This window comes from Flavobacterium sp. UW10123 (assembly GCF_040538975.1).
Lineage (GTDB): Bacteria > Bacteroidota > Bacteroidia > Flavobacteriales > Flavobacteriaceae > Flavobacterium.
In genome coordinates this window covers 235376-259345 of the sequence record NZ_JBEWQE010000004.1, presented here as the reverse complement: position 1 = coordinate 259345, position 23970 = coordinate 235376, and the positions used below count along the sequence as shown (strand labels likewise).

Annotated in this window: 24 protein-coding genes; 13 read left to right on the top strand and 11 right to left on the bottom strand. The window is 33.1% G+C overall.

Features of this window, described 5'->3' with window-relative positions:
* Positions 1-39: 39 nt before the first annotated feature.
* The 5 genes from ABXT06_RS06905 to ABXT06_RS06885 all read right to left on the bottom strand — a co-directional run bounded on the left by ABXT06_RS06905 (position 40) and on the right by ABXT06_RS06885 (position 4023).
* Positions 40-405 (bottom strand): hypothetical protein, encoded by a 366-nt coding sequence (locus ABXT06_RS06905; protein WP_274255480.1) that lies wholly within the window; start codon positions 403-405, stop codon positions 40-42.
* Between the two features lie 175 nt (positions 406-580).
* Positions 581-1132 carry a hypothetical protein gene (locus ABXT06_RS06900; protein ID WP_354590072.1) on the bottom strand — a complete coding sequence of 184 codons (552 nt, stop codon included), beginning with the start codon at positions 1130-1132 and terminating at the stop codon, positions 581-583.
* Positions 1133-1142: 10 nt separating this feature from the next.
* Complete coding sequence (locus ABXT06_RS06895) at positions 1143-2594, bottom strand: hypothetical protein (protein ID WP_354590071.1); 1452 nt, start codon at positions 2592-2594, stop codon at positions 1143-1145.
* Between the two features lie 5 nt (positions 2595-2599).
* On the bottom strand, positions 2600-3169 hold the full coding sequence (locus tag ABXT06_RS06890) for a YceI family protein (protein WP_354590070.1): 570 nt from the start codon (positions 3167-3169) through the stop codon (positions 2600-2602).
* Between the two features lie 293 nt (positions 3170-3462).
* Positions 3463-4023: a YceI family protein gene (locus ABXT06_RS06885; protein WP_354590069.1), complete on the bottom strand. Its 561-nt coding sequence runs from the start codon at positions 4021-4023 to the stop codon at positions 3463-3465.
* A 360-nt stretch (positions 4024-4383) separates the two neighbouring features.
* On the opposite strand from ABXT06_RS06885, the gene rlmN reads away from it, so the two are divergent.
* The gene (gene rlmN, locus ABXT06_RS06880) at positions 4384-5427 is read left to right on the top strand and encodes a dual-specificity RNA methyltransferase RlmN (protein ID WP_354590068.1); all 1044 of its coding nucleotides are present in this window, start codon (positions 4384-4386) and stop codon (positions 5425-5427) included.
* A 160-nt stretch (positions 5428-5587) separates the two neighbouring features.
* On the opposite strand, the gene ABXT06_RS06875 is transcribed toward rlmN, so the two are convergent.
* Positions 5588-6448 (bottom strand): hypothetical protein, encoded by an 861-nt coding sequence (locus tag ABXT06_RS06875; RefSeq protein ID WP_354590067.1) that lies wholly within the window; start codon positions 6446-6448, stop codon positions 5588-5590.
* A gap of 160 nt (positions 6449-6608) precedes the next feature.
* Between ABXT06_RS06875 and ABXT06_RS06870 the strand changes: the two genes are divergently transcribed.
* The 5 genes from ABXT06_RS06870 (at position 6609) to dnaG (ending at position 12373) form a co-directional block, all read left to right on the top strand.
* Positions 6609-7586 (top strand): polyprenyl synthetase family protein, encoded by a 978-nt coding sequence (locus tag ABXT06_RS06870; protein WP_354590066.1) that lies wholly within the window; start codon positions 6609-6611, stop codon positions 7584-7586.
* A 193-nt stretch (positions 7587-7779) separates the two neighbouring features.
* Positions 7780-8340 (top strand): RNA polymerase sigma factor, encoded by a 561-nt coding sequence (locus ABXT06_RS06865; RefSeq protein WP_354590065.1) that lies wholly within the window; start codon positions 7780-7782, stop codon positions 8338-8340.
* Positions 8327-9049: a hypothetical protein gene (locus ABXT06_RS06860; protein ID WP_354590064.1), complete on the top strand. Its 723-nt coding sequence runs from the start codon at positions 8327-8329 to the stop codon at positions 9047-9049. The genes ABXT06_RS06865 and ABXT06_RS06860 overlap by 14 nt, the downstream gene beginning before the upstream one ends.
* A gap of 31 nt (positions 9050-9080) precedes the next feature.
* Positions 9081-10172: an OmpH/Skp family outer membrane protein gene (locus ABXT06_RS06855; RefSeq protein ID WP_354590063.1), complete on the top strand. Its 1092-nt coding sequence runs from the start codon at positions 9081-9083 to the stop codon at positions 10170-10172.
* 128 nt (positions 10173-10300) lie between these two features.
* The gene (gene dnaG, locus ABXT06_RS06850; protein WP_354590062.1) at positions 10301-12373 is read left to right on the top strand and encodes a DNA primase; all 2073 of its coding nucleotides are present in this window, start codon (positions 10301-10303) and stop codon (positions 12371-12373) included.
* A 92-nt stretch (positions 12374-12465) separates the two neighbouring features.
* On the opposite strand, the gene ABXT06_RS06845 is transcribed toward dnaG, so the two are convergent.
* Together ABXT06_RS06845 and nadE are read right to left on the bottom strand one after the other, a co-directional pair.
* Positions 12466-13095, bottom strand: a complete 630-nt coding sequence (locus tag ABXT06_RS06845; RefSeq protein ID WP_008467169.1) for a response regulator transcription factor — start codon at positions 13093-13095, stop codon at positions 12466-12468.
* Between the two features lie 94 nt (positions 13096-13189).
* Positions 13190-13996, bottom strand: a complete 807-nt coding sequence (nadE, locus tag ABXT06_RS06840; protein WP_354590061.1) for an NAD(+) synthase — start codon at positions 13994-13996, stop codon at positions 13190-13192.
* Between the two features lie 99 nt (positions 13997-14095).
* On the opposite strand from nadE, the gene gldB reads away from it, so the two are divergent.
* Complete coding sequence (gene gldB / locus ABXT06_RS06835; protein WP_354590060.1) at positions 14096-15052, top strand: gliding motility lipoprotein GldB; 957 nt, start codon at positions 14096-14098, stop codon at positions 15050-15052.
* Positions 15052-15384: a gliding motility protein GldC gene (gene gldC, locus ABXT06_RS06830; RefSeq protein WP_172426852.1), complete on the top strand. Its 333-nt coding sequence runs from the start codon at positions 15052-15054 to the stop codon at positions 15382-15384. Before gldB ends, gldC begins: the two co-directional genes overlap by 1 nt.
* Positions 15385-16226: 842 nt before the next feature.
* Here gldC and ABXT06_RS06825 read toward each other — a convergent pair.
* The 3 genes from ABXT06_RS06825 to ABXT06_RS06815 form a co-directional block, all read right to left on the bottom strand.
* Complete coding sequence (locus tag ABXT06_RS06825) at positions 16227-16814, bottom strand: hypothetical protein (protein WP_354590059.1); 588 nt, start codon at positions 16812-16814, stop codon at positions 16227-16229.
* Positions 16815-16955: 141 nt separating this feature from the next.
* Positions 16956-17576, bottom strand: a complete 621-nt coding sequence (gene yihA, locus ABXT06_RS06820; RefSeq protein ID WP_343542963.1) for a ribosome biogenesis GTP-binding protein YihA/YsxC — start codon at positions 17574-17576, stop codon at positions 16956-16958.
* Positions 17577-17621: 45 nt separating this feature from the next.
* The gene (locus ABXT06_RS06815) at positions 17622-18386 is read right to left on the bottom strand and encodes an alpha/beta fold hydrolase (protein WP_198854352.1); all 765 of its coding nucleotides are present in this window, start codon (positions 18384-18386) and stop codon (positions 17622-17624) included.
* 377 nt (positions 18387-18763) lie between these two features.
* Between ABXT06_RS06815 and ABXT06_RS06810 the strand changes: the two genes are divergently transcribed.
* The 5 genes from ABXT06_RS06810 to ABXT06_RS06790 are packed head-to-tail and all read left to right on the top strand — an operon-like array spanning position 18764 to position 23947.
* Positions 18764-19237: a division/cell wall cluster transcriptional repressor MraZ gene (locus tag ABXT06_RS06810; RefSeq protein WP_035691746.1), complete on the top strand. Its 474-nt coding sequence runs from the start codon at positions 18764-18766 to the stop codon at positions 19235-19237.
* A complete protein-coding gene (gene rsmH, locus ABXT06_RS06805; RefSeq protein ID WP_354590058.1) occupies positions 19212-20120 on the top strand; it encodes a 16S rRNA (cytosine(1402)-N(4))-methyltransferase RsmH in 909 nt (302 codons plus the stop codon). The genes ABXT06_RS06810 and rsmH overlap by 26 nt, the downstream gene beginning before the upstream one ends.
* Positions 20121-20142: 22 nt before the next feature.
* Positions 20143-20490: an FtsL-like putative cell division protein gene (locus tag ABXT06_RS06800; RefSeq protein ID WP_008467159.1), complete on the top strand. Its 348-nt coding sequence runs from the start codon at positions 20143-20145 to the stop codon at positions 20488-20490.
* Entirely contained in the window at positions 20481-22487 is a 2007-nt protein-coding gene (locus ABXT06_RS06795; RefSeq protein WP_354590057.1) for a PASTA domain-containing penicillin-binding protein, read from the top strand. Before ABXT06_RS06800 ends, ABXT06_RS06795 begins: the two co-directional genes overlap by 10 nt.
* Entirely contained in the window at positions 22484-23947 is a 1464-nt protein-coding gene (locus tag ABXT06_RS06790; RefSeq protein ID WP_354590056.1) for a UDP-N-acetylmuramoyl-L-alanyl-D-glutamate--2,6-diaminopimelate ligase, read from the top strand. Before ABXT06_RS06795 ends, ABXT06_RS06790 begins: the two co-directional genes overlap by 4 nt.
* Positions 23948-23970: the final 23 nt, after the last annotated feature.

Genomic DNA, 23970 nt, shown 5'->3' with positions numbered 1-23970 from the left:
TCGTTTTGCGAATGGTTTCTGTTCGGATTCTGATGAAATTTATTTTTTCAAAGCTTCATTTACTTCTTTTGCTGTTTTTACAGTTCCGTCTTTTGCTGCTTTAGCCGCATTTTCTACTTTTTCTGCGCCTTTTTTAGTAGCATCTTTTACATCTTCAGCTGCTTTTTTAGTAGCGTCTTTTACATCATTTGCCGCTTTTTCTGTAGCATCTTTAGCTTTAGTAGCTGCATTTTCAGCTTTGCTTACTGCAGTATCTTTCACTTCTTCGATATCTGATGTTAAAGAATCAACTTTGTTTCCAAGGGTTAATTCATCTTCTGCGGGTTTGTTTTCTTTTTTCTCGCATGATTGAACAGCGAATGCTAATAAAGCAATAACAGCTAAACTCAAAATTTGTTTTTTCATAATTTCAATTTTTTTTAGGTTGATAAACTTAAAGGTTAAATGGCTGAAAAATAAAATTACAAATTTTAAAATGATTGAGCTCTTTGTAAGATTATGTTTTCTTTTTAGAGCAAAACAATTCTTGTGCCAAATTTTGATTTTGTGTGCTCGCTGTTTATTTTTTTTTGCGAAGAAATTAGTTTTTGTATAAACTGAAATTAATAACAATATCGTCTTTTACTTTAATCAATCCAGCCATTTTTACTGGCGGTTCCAATTCGATATCAGAGAATTTTAAACTAAGTGTTCCTTGAATTTTGTCATCGGTATTGTATAGTATAAAATCTTTGTATTTGAGTGTTTTATCTGTTATGAAAAAGTTTAGTCTGCATTTGTAATTTTTTCCACAAGGCTTTATATCGCTTATAGAAACTGTGCTGTTAGGGAATTTTTTCACTTTTACTGTTCCTTGTAAATCTTTCGTCATTATTTTATTGCCACAATCAAAGTTGGACATTTTGATGTCGGTATTAAAAGTGTTTTTTTTAACTGAGTTTACGTAAACAGTATCCTTTATAGAAAATGTGTTTGAGCAATTGTATTTGCCCACAGTTGATAGACCTGTGATTTCTATTTTTATTTTATTTATTACCACAGCTGTATCTTCTGGAAAAAAAGTGGGTTTAGCACTTCCTAAGAAAAAGAAAACTACTAAACCCATAATTAAGATTGAAAATCTTGTTTTCATTTTTTTTATATTAGAATGCAATTGTTGCTTCGAATACTAAACCTTCAAATTTACCACCATAAAAGTTGTTAAGATTTCCAGTAGCAGGATCTCCTGTAAATTGTGAATAATCTTTATATTTTTGATTAACATAGTTTAATTTAGCTAAAATGTTTTTAGTCATAAACCAGCCAGCACTTGCTTCAAATTTATCTACGGTAACCTTTTTAGCATCAGCATTAGATAATTTTCCAGATACGGTATTGTATTTTCCTCCGATATAGAATTGTTCAGTATTTCCAAATCTGTAAATAAGTTCTGAAGCATATTGATTAGCGGTACGTTTGTCGTCTGTACCCGCTTTATCTCCTCCTGAAGCTAATTCGATTGTTCCGAAGAATTCAAGTCCTTTATACTTCACAAATGGGTTAATCATGTAGGTAGTTGCCCAGTTTTTGAAATTAGGATTAAACGTTGCCTCTGGAGTAGATGTTTTACTGAAACTAGTAGGCACATCAGTAGTAGTTGTAGAAATTACAGTACCATTTGCATCCGTTTTAGTAATCGTATTTTTATAAGCATTATTATTTAAGATACCCCAATACCCAAATCCAGATCTATTAGCAGAATATATATTTGCATTACCAAGATTTGCATTATGGTAAAAAGAACCAGTTAATCTCACTCTTAAATCTTCATTAAGCTGTTTGTCATAACCTAATTTAGCTAAGATTGAAGGACTATGCGTTGTATTAGTGTTTGGTCCGTTGGTATAAAAAACTTCTTCGTTACTTTGATTTAAATTACCATTTGTGACACCTAACATACTTACCAATCCATTTCTGTTGTAGTAAACCTCCATACCCATTTCTGTTGTGAAAGAATACATGATGTTATTTCCAACAAATGCATTTCGGATTGTATTACCATTATCAGAACCTCTAAAGTGAGCATCACCAAAATTGTTCTCCATTTGTCCAATTTTAATTGTTGCATATTTCATGAAATCAGCAAGGAAATCTTTTTTGATGAAGTCTAACTTGTCAATTTGTAAGTAACCACCTTTTACATAAGAATCATTGTGGTGTCTTGAAGCCAAATAAACATCTAAATTCACTCTTACTCCATCAAACAATTGAGCACCAATATACATATCAGCAGCAGGAAGAGTAAAATTGTTCTCAGTATTCATTAAACGATATCCCGTAATTGATCTAGTGGTAGTACCAGTAGCTGTATTAGTTGTAGTCGTAATGGTAGCAGGTTGGTTGTTGAATGAATTTGTTGCTTGGAAATCCATATTAAAAGCACCACCAAGGTCAATGCTAAGACCTTTAAATTCTCGATTGTCTTTTTGTACGTCGAAAACGTTGATGCCGTCTTTTCCTCTGGAGATTTGATTTTGCATGTTTCCAAAACTAACCTGTGCTTGAACAGCAAATGTGCTGATTAATGTGACGAATAGAATATAAATTTTCTTCATGGCGTTTATAAATTAAAGTTTAAATTGAATTTTAGTGTTAGGTCTTGACCTGTTTTTATTGTTCCAAGCATTGCTGTTGGAGATTTCATTCCGAAATCTGTAAAAGTGATTTTGTTGCTTCCTTGAAGGTTTAATCCGTTTGCTGTAACTGTGGTTTTTACAGAAGTTTTGTAAACTTTGCTAACTCCAGCAATGGTATAAGTTCCTGTTAGTTCCCAAGTTGTTTCATTTACTTTTTCAGCAGATTTAAGAACATATTTAATTTGCTTGTTTTTATCTGTTTTCAAAGTTTCGTAAGCTACCTTGTCCATGCTTTTTTTCTCGCTTTTTACGCTTTCGGCTAAAAGAGTTACAGTTAAAGCTTCAATATCGGTTAGTTTTCCGTTAGCAATATTTAATGTAGCTGTTCCAGTTCCGGAAGCCGATTTCATTTCCCAGTCATGAAGCGTAGAAGTACCCGCAACAGAAAAAGTTGATTTACTATCTAAAGCATATGATTTTTGTGCTGTCGCAAATGTGCTGATTCCTAAAAATGCTGTTACAACGGCTAAAAGTTTTAATGTATTTGTTTTCATTTTTGTCATGTTTATATTATAAAAAATAAGTTAATAGTCGGCCAGTTTCTATTTAGTACTAAGAATGTTGTTTTAACTTGTATCAAAGATCCTTCTATAAATGAGCTTTATACATGATAAAAGTCATTGTTAAAATTTTATTAAATAGGTATTTAATAACTACAACGTTTTCATTTTCTATAGAATCGATCAGTTAAGCAAAAAGAGAAGCTTGATTTTGTTTAATTGCTATTTTTTAACATTTAATTCGAAAACACAAAATGTTAAAAAAGAATGTTTTTTAACAGTAAGATCTAGCTTAAAATGATATTGAAAATTACAGTCAGATCTTTTCCTGCTTTTACGACTCCCAAGGCAGCCTTAGGAGGAGTCATTTCAAAATCGCCAAAAGTAATTTGATTAGAACCTTGCAGAATGAAACCTCCTTTGCTTGCAGTTACTTTTACCTGTGTTTTATATTCTTTGCTTACGCCGGCAATAGTATAAACTCCAGTTAAGTTCCAAGTGGTCTCATCAATTTTTTCAGCAGATTTTAAAACATACTCAATGTATTTGTGTGTTTCAGTATCCATCGCTTCATAAGCAACTTTGTCCATGCTTGCTTTGTAGCTTTTTAGGCTTTCTGCCAATAAAGAAACAGTCAAACTATTTATTCCAGCTAGTTTAGAATCTTTAACCATTAAGCTGGCATTTCCTGTTCCTTCTGTAGATTTCATTACCCAGTCGTGTACGGTAGAAGTGCCTGCTACTTCAAAGGTTGAATTTGTAGCTATGATATAATTTTTTTGCGCGTTTGTTTGTAATGAAATTGTTGTAAAAATTACTGTCAGTAAAAATGATTGAATTGTTTTCATGTTGATAAAGTATAGGTTAATCATTTAAATAAGGGAGGCTTTAAATTCAGTTAGTGGTTAGAATCAAAGAACTGTCCTTATTTCTTAGACCAAAATTATCGCGCGCGTGAAGAAAACGAAATGATAAAAATCATGACTAAAGTTTTATTAAATTGGTATTGTAAAGACTGTAAAGCCTTGTTATTGCTCGGGTTTTGATTTTTTTTAAACGAAATTAAGAGTTAACTATTTGCAGGTTAATGTGTTGTGTTATGTGTGATAAAAAACTAATATCATTTTTTGACCAGCTTTTTTTGTGGTTTAATTAAGAATGAATGTAAAAACCAAACAAAAAATGACAAAAGTGATTAACTTTGCAGCATGCAAATGGAGAAAAAAGACATACGAGCCTTATCAAAAGAGCAGCTTCGCGATTTTTTTGTTGAAAACGGAGATAAAGCTTTTCGTGGAAATCAGGTTTATGAATGGTTATGGAGCAAAGGTGCTCACAGTTTTGAAGACATGACAAACGTAGCCAAAGCTACAAGATCAATGCTTGAAAATAGCTTTGTAATCAACCATATTAAAGTTGATACAATGCAGAAGAGTAGTGACGGGACTGTAAAAAATGCCGTTCGACTTCATGATGGACTTGTTGTTGAATCGGTTTTAATTCCGACAGAAACCAGAACTACGGCTTGTGTTTCTAGTCAAGTTGGTTGCAGTTTAGACTGTAATTTCTGTGCAACAGCAAGATTAAAAAGAATGAGAAACCTAGAACCAGGCGAAATTTACGATCAGGTTCTAGCAATAGATAAAGAAAGTCGTTTGTATTACAATCATCCACTTTCAAATATCGTTTTTATGGGAATGGGAGAGCCTTTAATGAATTATAATAATGTCATTAAAGCGATCGATATGATTACTTCAGAAGAAGGTCTGGGAATGTCCCCGAAACGAATTATGGTTTCGACTTCCGGAATTCCGAAAATGATTAAAAAAATGGCTGATGATGATGTGAAGTTCAAACTGGCCGTTTCATTGCACTCAGCTATAGATGAAACTCGCGCACGCATTATGCCTTTCAGCAAAAACTTCCCTTTAAAAGATTTACGAGAAGCATTAGAATATTGGTACAGAAAAACAAAAAGTAAAATTTCATACGAATATGTAGTTTGGAAAGGAATCAACGACGATAAAGCTTCGGTTGATGCGTTGGTTAAATTCTGCAAATATGTACCGTGCAAAGTCAATTTAATTGAATATAATCCGATTGATGATGGTGAATTCCAGCAAGCGTCAGAAGAATCAATTATGGCTTATATAAAAGCTCTAGAAAATATTGGAGTAGTGGTGAAAGTAAGAAGAAGCCGAGGAAAAGACATTGATGCCGCTTGCGGACAATTAGCCAATAAAGAAGCATAAAAAAATACTCCGCTAGGAGTATATGATCGGTAGAAAAAAAATATTGACAAGGATGGATATGTCCTTTCGGGACATTTGATCGGTTTCAGAAAATAAAAAAAGCATTGAAAATGAGAAATAATTCTTATTCTTAATGCTTTTTTCTTGGACAAAAAGGATGCTATTTTTTCAAATCTATTTCTTCTGTAACACCGTCTTTTGTTACTGTTACAAGAGTGTCGCATTCTCCGTTTCCATAATCTATAGTCGCCGTAGCGCCATTTTTAGTAATAGAAACAATTCCTTTTACTGCAATAGATTTTTTGCATGCAGCTTTAAATTCTAAAGGTGTAGTAATTTCTGCTGAAAAAGTATCTCCGTTAGGGAAAGTTGTAGAACCATTTCCAGTAACTACAAAAACATTATCGTCCCAGTCAAACCAAGTGTCATAACCAGAAGTCATCTCCTTAGTCAAAGTTCCTTTTCTAGTATAAACTCCGCCATCATCAAAAGTAATAGTCAAGTCAATAGAAGCCGTCAAAACAGGGTGTGGTGTTACCAATAAATCGGTTTCTTTAATAGTTCTCACGATGCTTTTGCTTCCCTGAATTTTTTTACCATTATGATAAAATCCTTCAAAAGTATAGCTGATGGTTTGTGTGGAAGTACTAAAATCATTTGAAAAAGAAACAACCATTTTTCCTTTTACTGTATTTCCGTTATTTAGGGTACAGCCTTCTGTACCAAAATCTACTGTTTTTGTCCATGTATTATTGGTTAGAACTGTAGTAATTATGGCACAGCTTGGAAGAAAATTTTTAATTGGTCCGCCTGGTTTTGAGTTTACATTAAGCTGAGCGCTAAACTGATCTTCAGCAATGTTGGTTACATCCTCTACAGAGGCATCGATTTTAGAATTGGTTAAAATTTCTTGGTTGGTAATCGCTGCGCCTGATCCGTCATTTGTTTTTTCATCAGAACTACATCCGAAGAAAAAAGACATACTAATACAAGTACTAATTAATAAAAATTTTGTTTTCATAAATAAATAGTTTTAGGTTCTTTTTTTAGTTAATGAATTCAAATTAGTATTAGTTAGAGGTATTTTTGGTATTTTTTTTTAGGGCAAGACATAAAATATTACAATCCTAACCTAAAATACACAACGTAATTTTATTTAAAATAGTATATTTGGAATCTAAATGAATATTACGTCTCAAATAAAGCAGCCTATTTTTAACGAGATGGAACTTTTCGAAAAAAAGTTCCATGAATCGATGACTTCAAAGGTTGCGTTATTAAACAGAATCACTTATTATATCGTAAACCGCAAAGGAAAACAAATGCGTCCGATGTTTGTTTTTCTGACGGCAAAAATGGTTTCTGGCGGTACCGTAAACGAAAGAACCTATCGTGGGGCTTCGGTTATCGAATTAATTCACACCGCAACTTTAGTTCACGATGACGTTGTTGATGACAGTAATCGCCGTCGCGGATTTTTCTCTATCAATGCACTTTGGAAAAACAAAATTGCTGTTTTGGTTGGAGACTATTTATTGTCTAAAGGATTATTGCTTTCTATAGATAATGGCGATTTTGATTTATTGAGAATCATTTCGGTTGCCGTTCGTGAAATGAGCGAAGGTGAACTGCTTCAAATAGAAAAAGCAAGAAGACTCGATATTACCGAAGATGTTTACTATGAAATCATCAGAAAAAAAACTGCAACACTTATTGCCGCTTGTTGTGCGCTTGGTGCTAAGGCTGTAATCGAAGATGATATTCAGGTAGAAAACATGCGCAAATTCGGTGAGTTAATCGGAATGGCATTTCAAATCAAAGATGATTTATTTGATTACAGCGAAGAAGCCATCGGAAAACCAACAGGAATAGATATTAAAGAGCAAAAAATGACATTGCCTTTAATTCATGTATTAAATACTTGTACTCCACAAGAAAAAAAGTGGCTGATAAACTCCATCAAAAACCACAACAAAGACAAAAAACGTGTAAAAGAAGTTATTGCTTTTGTAAAAAACAATAATGGTTTGGCTTACGCCGAAAATAAAATGGTGCAATTCCAGCAGGAAGCGCTTTCTCTTCTTCAAAACTTCGAAGATTCTGAGTATAAAGATGCTTTGACTTTAATGGTCAACTACGTTATTGAAAGAAAAAAATAATCTTTTTAATTAAATAATTAGAAAATTTGTCAATTAGAAAATTGGTTTACTTTGTTGTAAATCAGTTGTGTATTTCCGTGTGTTGGAATTTGGAATTTGGAATTTTTTTCAATCCGATGCAACCATTTCAAATCGACAATCGTCTATGCTAATAGAAGTCTGTTTCTAAAACCAAAAACCGAAGAGCTTATTAATGAAAATTATTTCGTTACATCAAGAAGAAACCAAAATCATAAAGCTGGCTGTCGAGAACAATCGTCAGGCACAACAGCTGATTTACGGTAAATATTCTTCGAAAATGTTAAGTGTATGTCGTCAATATATAAAAGACATTCAATTGGCGGAAGATGTAATGATAACAGCCTTCATGAAAGTGTTTACAAATTTGAAAAACTTTGAGCACAAAGGAAGTTTTGAAGGTTGGATTCGACGGATTATGGTTAATGAATGCATTTCGTATTTAAGAGTTCAGAAAAAAGTAAAATTTGCTGAAGATGAATTTTTTGTTGAAGAAAGCTTTAACGACATTGACAGTCAATTTACAGTAGAACAGATTCAGTATTTAATTGATGCTTTGCCCGACGGCTATAAAATGGTTTTCAATTTATACGCAATTGAAGGTTACAAACACAATGAAATTGCCAAGATGTTAGGGATTAATGAAGGAACATCAAAATCGCAATTATCGCACGCTAGAAAAATGCTGCAAACACAAATTACTATTTTAAAAAAACAAGATAATGGAACCGAATAATTTTGAAAAGGATTTCCGTGAAAAGCTAAACCAACGAGAAATTGAACCAAGCAACAAAGCCTGGGATCGATTGGATGCAATGTTGAGCGTGCAAGAAGAAAAGAAACCTAAGAAAAATAGAAAATGGCTGTACATAGCAGCAAGTTTCATCGGATTTTTATTAGTAGGAACTTTGTTTTTCAATCAAAATAAAAAAACAGTGGCAACGCCAGAAACTGTAATTGTAGAAAAAGAAGCTGAAACTAATAATGAATCAGAACCTGTTTTAAATAACACTGATTCAATAAAAACAGAAACTGTTATTGCAGAAAAAACTTTAAAAGAAAAAGTAAATAAAAACAGAAGAACTAATCCTGAGGCTTCTGGACAAATTTCAAATATAGCCATTAAAAATGAATCAAATCAAGTAGCGGAGTCTTCAATCATCATCAAAAACAATCAAGAAAAACAATCGGTAAACAATGAAACTCAAATTGCTGAAACGACTAAACAAGATAATGTCGATCAGTTATTGAAAACGGCTGAAACTAAAATTTTGGCAGAAAATGCAGTTAAATCAAAATCAAAAATCAAAATTAATTCAAACGATTTATTAGATCAGGTTGACGGCGAACTGGAACTTTCTTTTAGAGAAAAAATGATTACAAAAATCAATAAAAGTTACCACACCGTTAAAGTTGCTGTTGAAAATCGAAACATTAAAAATTAAATCATCAATCAAATCAATCAAAAAAGTAATCATGAAAAATTTTACAATTTATCTATTTCTCTTAGTATTTCTGTTTGTTACTAAAATGGTAGGACAAGAAACTTTTGAGAGCAAAGCAAAAGCAATTGCGGTTAATATCGAAAATATAACAAATGAAGAGAAAGCAGCATTAAAAAAAGAAGTTGATGAAGTTAATAATCAATTAGTAGAAGGAACAATTTCCAGAGAAGAAGCAGAAAAAAAGAAAAAAGATTTTGCAGAAAAAAGAGCACGTAACATTGAAAGTAGAGTGGCAATTGAACAGGAAAAATTGCAAGAGTTAGTTCAGGAAAAAGTCGATGGAAAAGTAAATTACAATAAAGACAAAGGTGGAACTATATTGTTAATTGGTGGTAACAATGATTCAATTAGACCGCATCAGACAGAAATAAAAATACCAGCAATGAAGGTGTACAATGGGCAAGATGATAAAGTTAAAAGAGAATCTAAAAGAACAACTTCTCAATTTGTTTTCGCAATGGGCTTAAATAGTGCGATGGTTGATGGAAAACTTCAGGATTCGAATTATGATTTTATTGGATCACATTTTTACGAATGGGGCTTGACTCTAAATTCTAGAATTCTAAATGATAATAATCTATTACATGCTAAATACGGACTTTCATTAATGTATAACAATCTTCGTCCAACAGATAATCGCAGTTTTGTTGTAAATGGGAATCAGACAGATTTAATGACAAATCCAATACATTTAAAAGAATCTCGTTTTAGAAATGTGTATTTGGTGGTGCCAGTTCATTTAGAATTTGATTTTTCGAAAGACGGAAATTATGATGGGAAAGCCTATTACAGAACACACAAAGGATTTCGAATGGGGTTTGGAGGATATGCAGGAATCAATGTAAAATCGAAGCAAATTTTAAAATTTGAAGATAATGATTATAAAACCACACAAAAAACAAAAGGTGATTATAATGTAAACAATTTCGTTTACGGATTAAGCTCTTATGTGGGATACAAAGAAATAAGTTTGTATTTAAAGTATGATTTAAATCCGATATTTAAAAATAATCCAATTGACGAGAATAATATTTCATTAGGTATTCGCTTCGATTTCAATTAAGAATAAAGTTAAGTTTAGTTAGTAAAAGGGCATCTCGAGAGAGGTGCTTTTTTTGGTTTAAAATGATAAAGATTCCAACAAGATTTACGTATTTTTGCAAGCTCTCAACTTTTAAAATTTAATATATTTTGATTTCACAAACCACCATTGATTCTGTTTTTGAAACTGCTCGAGTAGAGGAGGTTATCGGCGATTTTGTGAATTTGAAGCGTGCAGGAAGTAATTTTAAAGGGTTGAGTCCGTTTTCAGATGAGCGTTCACCATCATTTATGGTTTCGCCAGCAAAAGGAATTTGGAAAGATTTTAGTACAGGAAAAGGCGGGAATTCTGTTAAATTTTTAATGGAACACTCCCAGTTTACATATCCAGAAGCGATTCGATATTTGGCAAAAAAATACAATATCGAAATTGAAGAAACCGAACAGACAGAAGCAGAAAAAGCAAATACAGATATTCGCGAAAGTATGTATTTGGTTTCTGAATTTGCTGCGAAATATTTTCAAGATGTTTTGGTCAATTCTGAAGAAGGAAAAGCAATTGGGTTATCTTATTTTAAAGAAAGAGGCTTTACCAATGAAACCATCAAAAAATTCAATTTAGGATATTCTCCAGAAACCTGGGATGCTTTGACCAAAGAAGCTTTAGGGAAAGGTTATAAATTAGAATTTCTAGAAAGTACAGGTTTAACAATTCCAAGAGAAGATCGCCCCTTTGACAGATTTAAAGGACGCGTAATGTTTCCAATTCAAAGTATGTCGGGCCGTGTTTTAGGTTTTGGAGGACGTATTTTAACCAATGATAAAAAAGCTGCAAAATACCTGAATTCTCCAGAAAGCGACATTTACCATAAAAGTAAAGTCCTTTACGGAATTTATCATGCAAAACAATCTATCGCTAAACAAAATAACTGTTACTTGGTTGAAGGTTATACCGATGTAATTCAGTTCAATCAAGCTGGAATAGAAAATGTTGTGGCTTCGTCGGGAACAGCTTTAACACCAGATCAGATTCGTTTGATAAATCGTCTGACGCGAAATATCACCGTTCTTTTTGATGGAGATGCCGCAGGTTTAAGAGCTGCAATTCGAGGGATCGATTTGATTTTGGAAGAAGGGATGAACGTTCGTGTTTGTTCTTTCCCCGAAGGAGAAGATCCAGACAGTTTTGCTCGAAAAAATTCACACGATGATTTAGTTGCTTACTTAGAAAACAATAGTAAAGACTTTATACAATTTAAGGCTTCGATTTTAATGGGTGAAGCTAAAAATGACCCAATAAAAAAGGCCGATCTGATTCGTGATATGGTAGCAAGCATTTCTAAAATACCAGATCGTATTCAGCGAGAAGTATACATTCAAGAATGCGCTAGAATTATGGATATTTCCGAGCAGGTTCTTACGAGTACTTTGGCGCAGCTTATTCAGAAAGATATTGCTGAAGCTAATAAGAAGCAAAAGCAAGAACAAAAACCTTTTGAGGTTGTTCGAAATCAGCCTCCACAAGCGGGCACATTTTTAGGAGGGGATCCAGATGATCCAAGAACAGGTCCGCCAGAAGGTTACGATTATCCTGGAGATCCAGGATATTACCCGCCGCAACAAGCTCAAAAAGTTGATATTTTATATGGTTTCGAAAGGAAAGTAATTGAGGTTCTGCTTTTGTACGGAAGTGTAGTAGAAGATTTTGAAGATGTTTTCTTGAAAGCAGATGAAGAGGGAAATGTAAAAGAGGTTTCTGAAAAAAGAAAGTATAAAGTGTTCGAAAAAATATATCTAAGTCTGCAGGAAGATGAGATAGAGTTGTCGAATGTTTTGTTTAAAAATATTTACACTAATATTATTGATTTTTACAATCAGAATGAGACTTTTAGTTTAGATAAATATTTGATGCATTTAGAGCCTGAATTTGCTCAGGAAGTTACCAATATTTTAATGGAAGACGAAAGGTTGACTATTCATAATTGGGAAGGACAAAATATTTTTCCAAAACAAAAAAGTGAAACAATTGAGCAGAATGTTTCTGAGACCATTTTTGCTATGCGATGGTATTTGGTGTCTGCAATCATTGCAGAATTAAAGAATTCTCTTCTAACGAATCCACAGGAAGATAATTCAGAAATTTTAAGTATGGTTATAGATTATTCTAAACTGCTGAATAATTTTTCGAAGAAATTAGGACGAGTAGTGGTGCCTTATCATTAAAAAGAGAAAAACTCTATCTAATTTGATGAATCAAAAAAGATAGAGTTTTTATAGGTTTTCGATTTACTTGAATTAAGTTAGTCGAGCTGTAATTAAATAATTTCTAAAGTCTTAGCTTTGTTTACTAAGTCAACTAAATTAGTAACGTTTAATTTCGTTAATAATCTCAACTTGTAAGTACTGATCGTTTTTTCGTTCAGATTTAAGATTTTAGAGATTTCATTGTTTTTCTTACCATCACTTAAGTAACGTAAAACTTCGATTTCGCGGTTAGAAAGTTTTCTGTACAGACGCTCACTTTTGCTTTGTTTAGCAATAAGTGCCATGTTTTTACGTACTGTTTCGTTGATGATGATTTTTCCTTCGTGTACTTTAATAATAGAATGACCTAATGTTTCAAGTTTTTCTGTTTTGTGCACATACCCAGAAACTCCTGCTTTAATTGCGTTTGGAGCGTACATTTGCTCAGCAAGATCACTGAAAATAACAATTTTTGTTTTTGGGAAATTTTTCAGGATTGACTTGATTTCGAAGATACTAGAAAGACCTTCTAACTCTAAGTCTAAGATTAGGATATCGATTTCCTTAGTTTGGAGGATATCTCTAACCATTGAAAAATTGCCTACGTTGGCAACAATTGAAATTTGATCGTGGTCTTTGAAATAAGACTTAACGCCAAAGTGCGTCACAGGATGATTGTCTGCTAGACATACTTTAATCATAATTTTTACCTTTTTTTTAGAATTGTTCATGTTTTTGGAACGGTAAAATTAATAAATAAATTCTGTAATAACTCGCAGAGAATGTTAAAATGTGTTATTTTAACGTTTTTGGTATTAAACAAACCGGAATTGGATCCATTTTATGCTTGTTGCTGGTGTTTAATCGTTTATAGATTTCAAAGACAGATTTTTCTCTCCCTTCAAAGTCAGATGCCGTATTTCCTGACTCCGCGGCCAACATTGCCCATTCTAGTTCATCGTAACTTGCGCCCAATTGGTCTTCATCGGTACGATTGTCACCAAATAATCCGTCTGTAGGTGCTGCTGTTAAAATTGACTGAGGAATTTCTAAAAATTCTCCTAAAGCATATACATCAGATTTCATTAAATCAGCAATCGGACTTAAATCTACGCCGCCATCTCCGTATTTTGTGTAAAAACCTACACCAAAATCTTCAACCTTGTTTCCAGTCCCAGCAACAAGTAAACCGTGAATTCCTGCTAAATAATACAAAGAAGTCATTCTAATACGTGCACGTGTATTTGCCAAAGCTAAATTTACTTTTGCAGTATCTTCTGTTGAAGGAACAGCGTTTTTAAACGATTCAAAAGTTTCTGTCAAATCAGTCTTAACATCAGAAACATTTGGGAAACGTTTTTTTAGCTGATCAATATGTTCTCTTCCTCTTGAAACTTGGCTTTCTGCCTGATGAATTGGCATTTCTACACATAAAACGTTCAGTCCGGTCTGTGCGCATAAAGTTGAAGTTACTGCAGAATCTACACCACCAGAGATTCCAATTACAAAACCATTTACTTTTGCATTAGTAGCGTAATTTTTTAACCATTCTACAATGTGCGTATTTACTTTTTCTGTTTGAATTGTGCTTTTTTTAGCCATAATAGTTTAAGTTTTAAGATGCAGGGATGTATATTTGCAGAATTATTTTGAGTACGCAATTACTTAAAATTCTGATAACACAAATCTAATTAAAATAAAATGAAAATATATCGCTTTGCAGTGGTTCTATGCCTGTTTTTTTTGTCTTGCAATCAAAAAAGTAAGGTTGAAAAAGAAGTAGAAGAAATTCCTGTTGATATTAAAGTGGAAAGATTTGATAAGGTGTTTTTTGAGACTAAACCGCAAGATCTTCCAAAAGTAAAAAAACAATACCCGTTTTTCTTTCCTGGCAACGATGATAATGTCTGGATTCAGAAAATGAACGATCCGATTTGGAGAGAGGTTTACGAAGAAGTTCAGAAAAAATACAGCGATTTTGAACCTGTTCGTAAAGAGTTTAATGAGCTTTTCCAGCACGTAAAATATTATTTCCCTAAAACTAAAATTCCTAAAGTAATTACGGTTATTGGAGAAATGGACTATAATGCCAAATCAATTTATGCAGATAGTCTTGTGGTTGTAGCTTTGGAGTTGTATTTAGGAAAGGATCATAAGTTTTATGAGTTTCCGAATTACTTAAAAGAGAATTTTGAAGAAAGACAGATTATGCCAGACGTGGTTTCTAGTTTTTCTTATCGAAATATTGCAAATTCACCAGATAAAAATTTATTGGCGCAAATGGTCTTTGAAGGAAAACAGCTCTATGCAAAAGATTTGTTGATTCCGGAATATACCGATGCTGAAAAAATTGGATATACGCCTGAACAAATTAAATGGTGTGAAGAAAATGAGGGTTATATATGGCGTTATTTTATAGGAAATGAAATGCTTTATAGTGATGACCCAAAACTTACAACAAGATTTATAGCTCCAGCACCTTTTTCTAAATTCTTTTTAGAAATAGATAACGATTCTCCAGGGCGAGTAGGAGCTTGGATTGGCTGGCAGATAGTACGTTCTTACATGAAAAATAATAGTGATGTTTCCTTGGCTGAATTATTTAAAATTGAGCCAAAAGAAATTTTTGGAAAAGCAAAATATAAACCTAAGAAATAATGGCAAATATAAATTCAGAGATTAAATTTAATATAGAATTGGATGAAAACCGTGTTCCTGAAAAACTAACATGGAGCGCGCAAGACGGTGGAGTCCAGGCAGAAGAAGCAAAAGCAATCATGCTGTCAATTTGGGACAGTAAAGTAAAAGAAACCATGCGTATCGATTTGTGGACAAAAGATATGCCGGTAGACGAAATGAAGATTTTCTTTCACCAAACTTTGGTTGCAATGGCTGATACTTTTAAACGTGCAACAGACGACGAAAAAATGTCTGACACGATGAAAGATTTCTGCGACTACTTTGCAGAAAAACTAGAGCTTACGAAATAGTTAAATTTCAAATAAACAAAATTCCAAATTCCAATCTTTGAGATTGGGTTTGGGATTTTTTGTTTTTTATTGTAAATTGTCTAAGTAAAACAAATTATATGCTGTTCCCTTTTCTTGTAAGCCTCGTTGGATTGTTTTTTTTGCTTGCCAATGCGATACGGTTTTACATGACCTGCAAAAACAGAGATATATTGTATCGTATTGTAACAGCCTATTTGGTTCTGCTGTTTTGTGTAGAATTACTTTGCAATATTATCGGGTTTCTTTATCCAAATTCTAATTTTTTCCTTTCGCATTACTATTTTAATTTTCAGTTTATTGCGCTAAACTTATTCTTCTATAAAAGTTTTACCAGTAAAATGCTAAAGAAGATTATGATAATGGTGTTTGTCTCTGTGTTACTTTTTTTAGGGTATCAATATTATGAGAGGCCTTCACTTTATTGGGAATTTAATTTGGTAGAAATAGCCATAACATCTATCCCTTTATTGTTTTATGCGACCTATTTTATTGTTTCGAATCTGAAAAAACACAAGCATAACTATTTCTATTTCTGCAACGGACTAATTATTTATGTAACAAGCAGTGCTGGTATTTTTCTATCTGGAAATAGTGATTCGGTAATTTTTATAGAACCATTTGTACTTGATTTCTGGTTCTTCAATTCTCTTTTTTATATTCTATATCAGTTTCTGATATATAAAGAATGGAGAGTCTTAAATTTCAGGAGAAAAACGAAGGAAAAACTACAGTGATAAATTCTAATAAAAAAAATCCCAAATTCCAATTGTATCCGAGACTTCGGGAGGAGTTTGGGTTTTTTATTTAAAATAAACTAACTACTACATAGTTGGTTTAATAGATTTTTTCTTAATATCATTTATAATTTTATTATATGTGCCTACTATGATTGTCGTTGTTGGGGTATTTGTGAGGCTACTGTCATCTTCTATTGAGCCTCCCACTGTTTGTGAATAAACTATTTCTCCAAGATTTAAATCATATACTTGTAATGTAACTTCTGCATATGACATTTGTTTTTTATAATAAAAATGATCTGGAAATTCAAAACCGCTTAAGTCATTTTTTGCGTTTTTACATTTAATATTAACGAAATAGTCAAAATTAGCTCCCTTTTTTAAATCTAAAATCATTGATTTACTAGGGTTAAGAGGAACTTGTGGAGGTAATAACAATGACTTTTCGTCCAATGAGTATTTTACTCTGTCTTGTAAATACTCCGAAAAATCTTTTAAAACTAAATTGGTCATTTTGTCCTTTGCGTACGGATTAGCTTCAATTTCGCCCATTAGCCATTTTCCATTAGAGAAATCTATACCTTGGGTGTGATATTTACTGATTACAAAATAATTTGTCACATTGCAGGAGGAGAGAAATAATAAGAACAAAAAGAGAGAGATTTTCTTCATAAATTATATATTGTTTTTGTGGCAAATATATGTTTTTTTTGTAAGAATTTATTTAAATATAAAAAATCCCAAATTCCAAGTGTAAGGTTGGAATTTGGGATTTTTATTATTGTATATTTTTAAAAATTTGGAATTTAAACTTTAAAATTCCGAGTTGTTTTTAAAAACTTCCTGATTCACTTGATCTATATAAGATAAAAGTTCTTCTTTTCCGATAGATTCTGTAGATGAGGTTACGAAATATTGTGGCATTTCGGCCCAATTGTTGGCGAACATTTGTTTTTTGTAAGCCGCGATATGTGAGTCTATTTTTGTTTTGCCAATTTTATCCGCTTTGGTGAAAATAATGCAGAACGGAATCTCACTTTCGCCCATATAAGACATAAATTCGATATCAATATTTTGAGCTTCGTGACGAATATCGATTAAAACAAAAGCGCAAACTAATTGTTCTCTGGTTTCGAAATAATCGGTAATAAACTTCTGAAAAGTCGATTTTGTTTTCTTTGAAACCTTAGCATAACCGTAACCCGGCAAATCGACCAAAAACCAATTGTTATTGATTTTGAAGTGATTAATTAATTGTGTTTTTCCTGGTTTTCCAGATGTTTTAGCTAGGTTTTTGTTGTTGGTAAGCATATTGATCAAAGATGACTTACCTACGTTTGATCTTCCTATAAAAGCATATTCTGGCAAAAAATCCTTAGGACATTTTGATGCATCAGAATTGCTGACAATAAATTCGGCGGTGTTAATTTTCATAATTCCTTCTCGTTTTAAAACCTCCTAAAAAATAAATTTTGACGGCTATAAATTCTTTTCAGTAAGCCATTTTTCAAGAATTTCGTTAAATTCCTGAGGGTGTTCCATCATTGCGGCATGTCCGCATTTATCGATCCAGTATAAAGTTGAATTTGGTAGTAATTTATCAAATTCTTCTGCAACATTTGGAGGGGTTACAGAGTCATTTCGACCCCATATAATACAAGTTTCAACGTCCATTTTTGGCAAATCTTTGGCCATATTATGACGAATCGCACTTTTTGCAATGGTTAAAGTTTTGATCAATTTGATACGATCGTTTGCTGTAGCGTACACTTCATCAATCAAATCGGGAGTTGCAATTTTTGGGTCATAAAATACAGCTTCAGCTTTTGTTTTGATGTATTCGTAATCTCCTCTTCGCGGGTAACTGTCTCCCATTGCGCTTTCGTAAAGTCCAGAGCTTCCTGTAATTACAAGTCCGGCAACTTTTTCTGGATAAAGTTTTGTGTGGTACAGAGCGATATGTCCTCCAAGAGAATTTCCTAAAAGAATTACCTTGTCAAAACCTTTAAAAGTGATAAAGTCTTTTACGTATTTGGCAAAACTTTTTACGTTCGTTTTTAAAATGCTTTGGGTGTATATTGGCAAATCTGGGATAACAACTTTATATCCTTTCGTTGGGAAATATTGTGCTACACCATCAAAGTTACTTAGACCTCCCATTAAACCATGCAGAATAACGATCGGAGTTCCTTCTCCAGCCTCAAAATAGCTGTATTTGCCTTCTTTTTTATAGTGTTTGTCCATCTAATCTAATGCCAATTTCAATTTCGACAAATATAGGGTTAATTCAACAAAAATGAATTTTTGATGTCATTTTTTAACTAGATAATTTGAGTAGAACTTGTAAATAATTAAAAATCAGTAATTAAACTGCTATTTGTTAAAATGTTCAAATGTTAAGAAATCTGCATTATAATCAATTTTTTAAGAAAATTAGCGCATTATTTTTTTGAATGAATAACGTATTTAAGATTCTGTTAATTAATAGTTAACGTATTGATTGATTGCTGATTATGGAAAGTGGTGGCAAAGTGGTTAAACTTATTAACAAAGTGGTATAAAGTGGTAAAATGTGGTAATATTTTTTATATTTTTGCTGTATAACATGTTAACTAGTTTTTTTGAACACAATTGTTGGAACATATGAGTGTAAAGTCGATGCTAAAGGAAGGCTAATGATGCCTGCGCCTTTAAAAAAGCAGTTGACGGCTTCTCTTCAAGACGGATTTGTTTTGAAGCGTTCTGTTTTTCAGCCGTGTTTAGAATTGTATCCTATGGTAGAATGGGATGCGATGATGAAAAAAATCAACAAGCTTAATCGCTTTGTAAAAAAGAACAACGATTTCATTAGAAGGTTTACTGCTGGTGTTAAAGTGGTTGAGGTTGATGCATTAGGAAGATTGCTTGTTCCAAAAGATTTGGTAACGTTTGCTAGTATTTCTAAAGATGTGGTTTTTTCATCGGCGGTTAATATAGTTGAGATCTGGGATAAGGATCTGTACGAAAAATCAATAAGCGGCGAAGATATGGATTTTGCAGATTTAGCCGAAGAAGTAATGGGAAATATTAATGACGACGAAGATGGAATATCATAATCCGGTTTTGCTTCATCCAACAGTAGATGGTTTAAATATTAAACCTGATGGTGTGTATGTAGATGTTACGTTTGGGGGCGGTGGTCATTCAAAAGAGATTTTAAGAAGATTAGGGCCAAACGGAAGGCTGTTTGCATTTGATCAAGACGAAGACGCGCTTGCCAATGCACTGCCAGATGAAAGGTTTACTCTTATAAACGAGAATTTTAGATTCATAAAACGATTTTTACGTTTTCACGGAGTAAAAGAAGTTGACGGAATCTTAGCAGATTTGGGAGTTTCATCACATCAGTTTGATGTTCCTGAAAGAGGTTTCTCAACAAGATTTGATGCCGAGTTGGATATGCGGATGAGTCAAAGAAATGATTTAAATGCTTATCGAGTGGTTAACGAATATGAAGAACAGGATTTACGTCGTGTTTTTTTTGATTATGGGGAGTTGAAAAACGCGCCAGTTTTAGCAAGAACAATAGTTGAGGCAAGAAAAGATTACCCAATCAAAACGACTGAAGAATTGAAAGAAGTTCTGAAAAAGTTTTTGCCAGAGAAAGTTCGAAACAAAGTATTGGCTCAGATTTATCAAGCAATTAGAATCGAAGTGAATCAGGAAATGGACGTTCTAAAAGAATTTATTGAGCAGTCCTTGGAGGTTTTAAAACCGGGAGGAAGATTTTCGGTAATCTCGTACCATTCATTAGAAGATCGTTTGGTAAAAAGATTTATCAAAAACGGAATGTTTGAAGGAGAACCAGAAAGAGATTTTTACGGAAACTTTTCAGTTCCATTCAAAACTATCGGAAAACTAATTGTTCCAGACAACGAAGAAATCAAGATTAATAATAGAGCAAGAAGTGCCAAATTAAGAGTCGCAGAAAAGTTATAATATATATTAAGGTAGGGAAATAATGAAAAGTGGCGTATTTAGCATATTAAAAGCAAGATTCCTGATTCATGAAGATGCAGTAAAAAATTGGCGATTTATTGTCTTTATAATTCTGCTGGCCATTTTGATGATTGCAAATACACAGCGATACGAACAAAAGGTTTTTGAAATCGCGAAATTAAATAATGAAGTAAAAGAACTAAGATCGGAATTTGTGGATCGACGTTCAGAATTGATGAAGTTAAAAATGGAGTCAACCATTTCGGATAAAATGTTAGAAAAACAGATTTTTCCGTCGACAGTTCCTCCAGTGAAAATAGAAGTTAAAAAAGAAGAAGAAAAGAGTTTCTTTAAAAGAATATGGCAGTAGACGATAAACATATATCCTACAGAATTTACCTCGTAGCAGTTTTCATCTTTTTGATGGCAATTGCTATTGTCGTTAAATTAACCAATATTCAATGGGTTGATGGAGATTATTACAGAAAACTGGCAAAACAGCGTACTGTAAGAAACTTTGTGATTCCTGCAAACAAAGGGAATATTTATTCTGCTGACGGAAGTTTATTGGCAACATCAATTCCGAATTATGAGATTCGTTTTGATGCCAAAGCGCCTAAAACAGAAACGTTTGAAAAGTATGTAAAGCCATTGTCAGATTCATTGGCAACTGTTTTAGATAAACCAAGCAGTTATTTTCAGAAAGAATTGCGAAAAGCACGCGAAAATAAAAATCGTTATTTTCTGATTGCTCGTAAGTTGAGTTATACGGAATATGTGAAAATAAAAAATTTTCCATTATTCAAATTGGGAGCTTTTAAAGGTGGAATTATAGTTGAACAAGAAACGGTTAGAAAGCATCCGATAGGTAAAATTGCCGAAAGAACAATCGGTTATGACAAAATTGACCCAGCAACTGGAGTAGAAGTAGGAAAAGGAATTGAGTGGGCTTTTAAAAATTATCTGAACGGAAAAGACGGTAAAATTTTAAAACAAAAAATTGCAAAAGGGCAATGGAAACCAATTCGTGATGTAAACGAGGTAGATCCAATTGATGGCTACGATGTGATTTCGACTATAGATGTTTTTATCCAAGATATTGCGCATCATGCTTTGTTGAAGCAGTTAGAAGATTATCAGGCAGATCACGGTTGTGTGGTAGTAATGGAAACGGAAACAGGTTATATAAAAGCGATTTCAAATTTAGGAAGAGCAGAAGATGGTTCTTATTATGAAACCACAAATTATGCTGTTGCTGAATCTCACGAGCCAGGATCGACTTTTAAATTAGTTGATTTAATGGCGATTTTAGAAGATAAAGTGGCTGATACAAGTTCGGTTTACGATAGTCATGGAGGAGAAATCAGATATTATGGAAGAGCTGTTCGTGATTCGCATAAAGGCGGTTATGGGAAAGTTACTCTAGCACGCGGATTTGAGCTTTCGTCAAATACAGTAATGGTACAAGCAGTCTATGATAATTACAAAAGTAACCCGCGTAAGTTTGTAAATCATATTAATGATTTAGGTTTGAATAAGCCATTAGGATTGCATTTTAAAGGAGAGGGAAGACCTTATGTTCCGCAGCCAGGAGATAAACATTGGTCAGGAACTACACTTCCGTGGATGGCTTTTGGATACAATGTTTCAGTTACACCAATGCAGACTTTAACCTTGTACAATGCAGTTGCAAACAATGGTGTAATGGTAAAACCGCAGTTTGTATCTGAAATCAAAGAATGGAATAAAACCATTAAAAAGTTCGATACAGAAGTAATGAATCCAAAGGTTTGTTCGCCAGAAACACTTAAAAAAGTAAAAGCAGTTTTGGCAAATGTGGTTAAAAAAGGAACAGGTTCTAAGTTGTATTCAAAAGATTTCTCTATGGCAGGAAAAACAGGAACGGCTATGGTGAATTATGGTAATGCAGGGAGAGAAGGAATGTATTACGCTTCTTCTTTTGCAGGCTATTTTCCAGCCGATCATCCTAAATATTCTTGTATCGTAGTGGTTCATAAACCAAATACATCTAGAAATAACTATTACGGAGCAGATGTTGCTGGGCCAGTTTTTAAAAGAATCGCTCAAAAGATTTTTACAGATGCGCCTTCGACAAATAAAATTAAAAAATTAGATTCTAGAATTCCAAAACAGGATGCTAGTTATGATAAATATACGGCTGAGGCTAATAAAAAGCTTAATCAGATTCCGAATTTAAAAGGAATGCCGGGAATGGACGCGATTGCTTTACTGGAGAATTTAGGTTTGAAAGTAAAAGTAAATGGAATGGGGAAAGTGAAAAATCAATCGATTCAAGCTGGAACTAGCATAAGCAAAAACACAACAATTGTATTAGAATTATCGTGAAAGTATTAAAAGACATATTATATAAAGTAGCTATTGAATCGGTAAAAGGTTCAACAGATATTGCTATTTCTAAAATTGAATTTGATTCACGTAAAGTAGAAGCAAATGATGTTTTTGTGGCAATTAGAGGTTCGCTTTCAGATGGACATGATTATATTGAAAAAGCAATTCAGCTTGGAGCAAAAGCAATAATTTGCGACACGCTTCCTGAGAATACGACGAATGAGGTAACTTATATTCAAGTAAAAGATACTAATACAGCTTTGGCTTTTATGGCAGCTAATTATTTTGGAGATCCATCTTCAAAACTAAAATTAGTTGGTGTAACAGGAACAAACGGAAAAACAACAATTGCTTCATTATTGTTTCAGTTGTTTGAAAAAGCTGGCTTTAAAGTTGGATTGCTATCAACTGTAAAAATCGTAGTAGATAAAACAGAATATCCAGCAACGCATACAACACCAGATTCTTTGACTATAAACCATTATTTGAATGAAATGGTTGAAGCTGGAGTTACACATTGCTTCATGGAAGTAAGTTCGCATGGAATTCACCAAAAACGTACAGAGGCTTTGCATTTTGTGGGCGGAATTTTCACGAATCTTTCTCACGATCATTTAGATTATCATCCAACATTTGCTGAATACAGAGATGTTAAAAAGTCATTCTTTGATTCACTTCCAAAATCAGCTTTTGTTTTGTCGAACATTGATGATAAAAATGGTTCTGTAATGCTTCAGAATACAGTGGCTAAAAAACTGACTTACGCTTTAAAGTCTTATGCAGATTACAGAGCGCAGATTTTAGAAAGCCAATTGTCTGGATTATTGCTAAAAATTAATGATAATGAGGTTTGGGTAAAACTGATTGGTACTTTCAACGCATACAATGTTTTAGCTATTTACGGAACTGCGGTAGAGTTAGGGATTGATAGCCTAGAAGCGTTGCGTTTATTGTCTGATTTAGAAAGTGTTTCGGGTCGTTTTCAATATATCGTATCAGATAGTGGAATTACGGCTGTTGTTGACTACGCACATACGCCAGATGCACTAGAAAATGTTTTAAAAACGATAAATGATATCCGTACTAAAAATGAGCAGTTGATTACTGTTGTTGGTTGTGGAGGAAATCGTGATAAAACAAAACGTCCAATTATGGCGAAGATTGCTTCAGACTTAAGTGATAAAGCGGTTTTGACTTCGGATAATCCAAGGAATGAAGATCCGGAAGTTATTTTGGACGAAATGGAACAGGGAGTTGAGCCTCATAATTACAAAAAAATGCTGCGAATTACAGATAGAAAACAAGCTATTAAAACAGCTTGTCAATTGGCTCAGCCTAAAGATATTATTCTAATTGCAGGAAAAGGACATGAAACATATCAGGAAGTAAATGGTGTTCGCCATCATTTTGATGATATGGAAACGGTAAAAGAAATTTTAGATCAACTGAATAATTAAAAAAATAAGTTCAAATACCACCA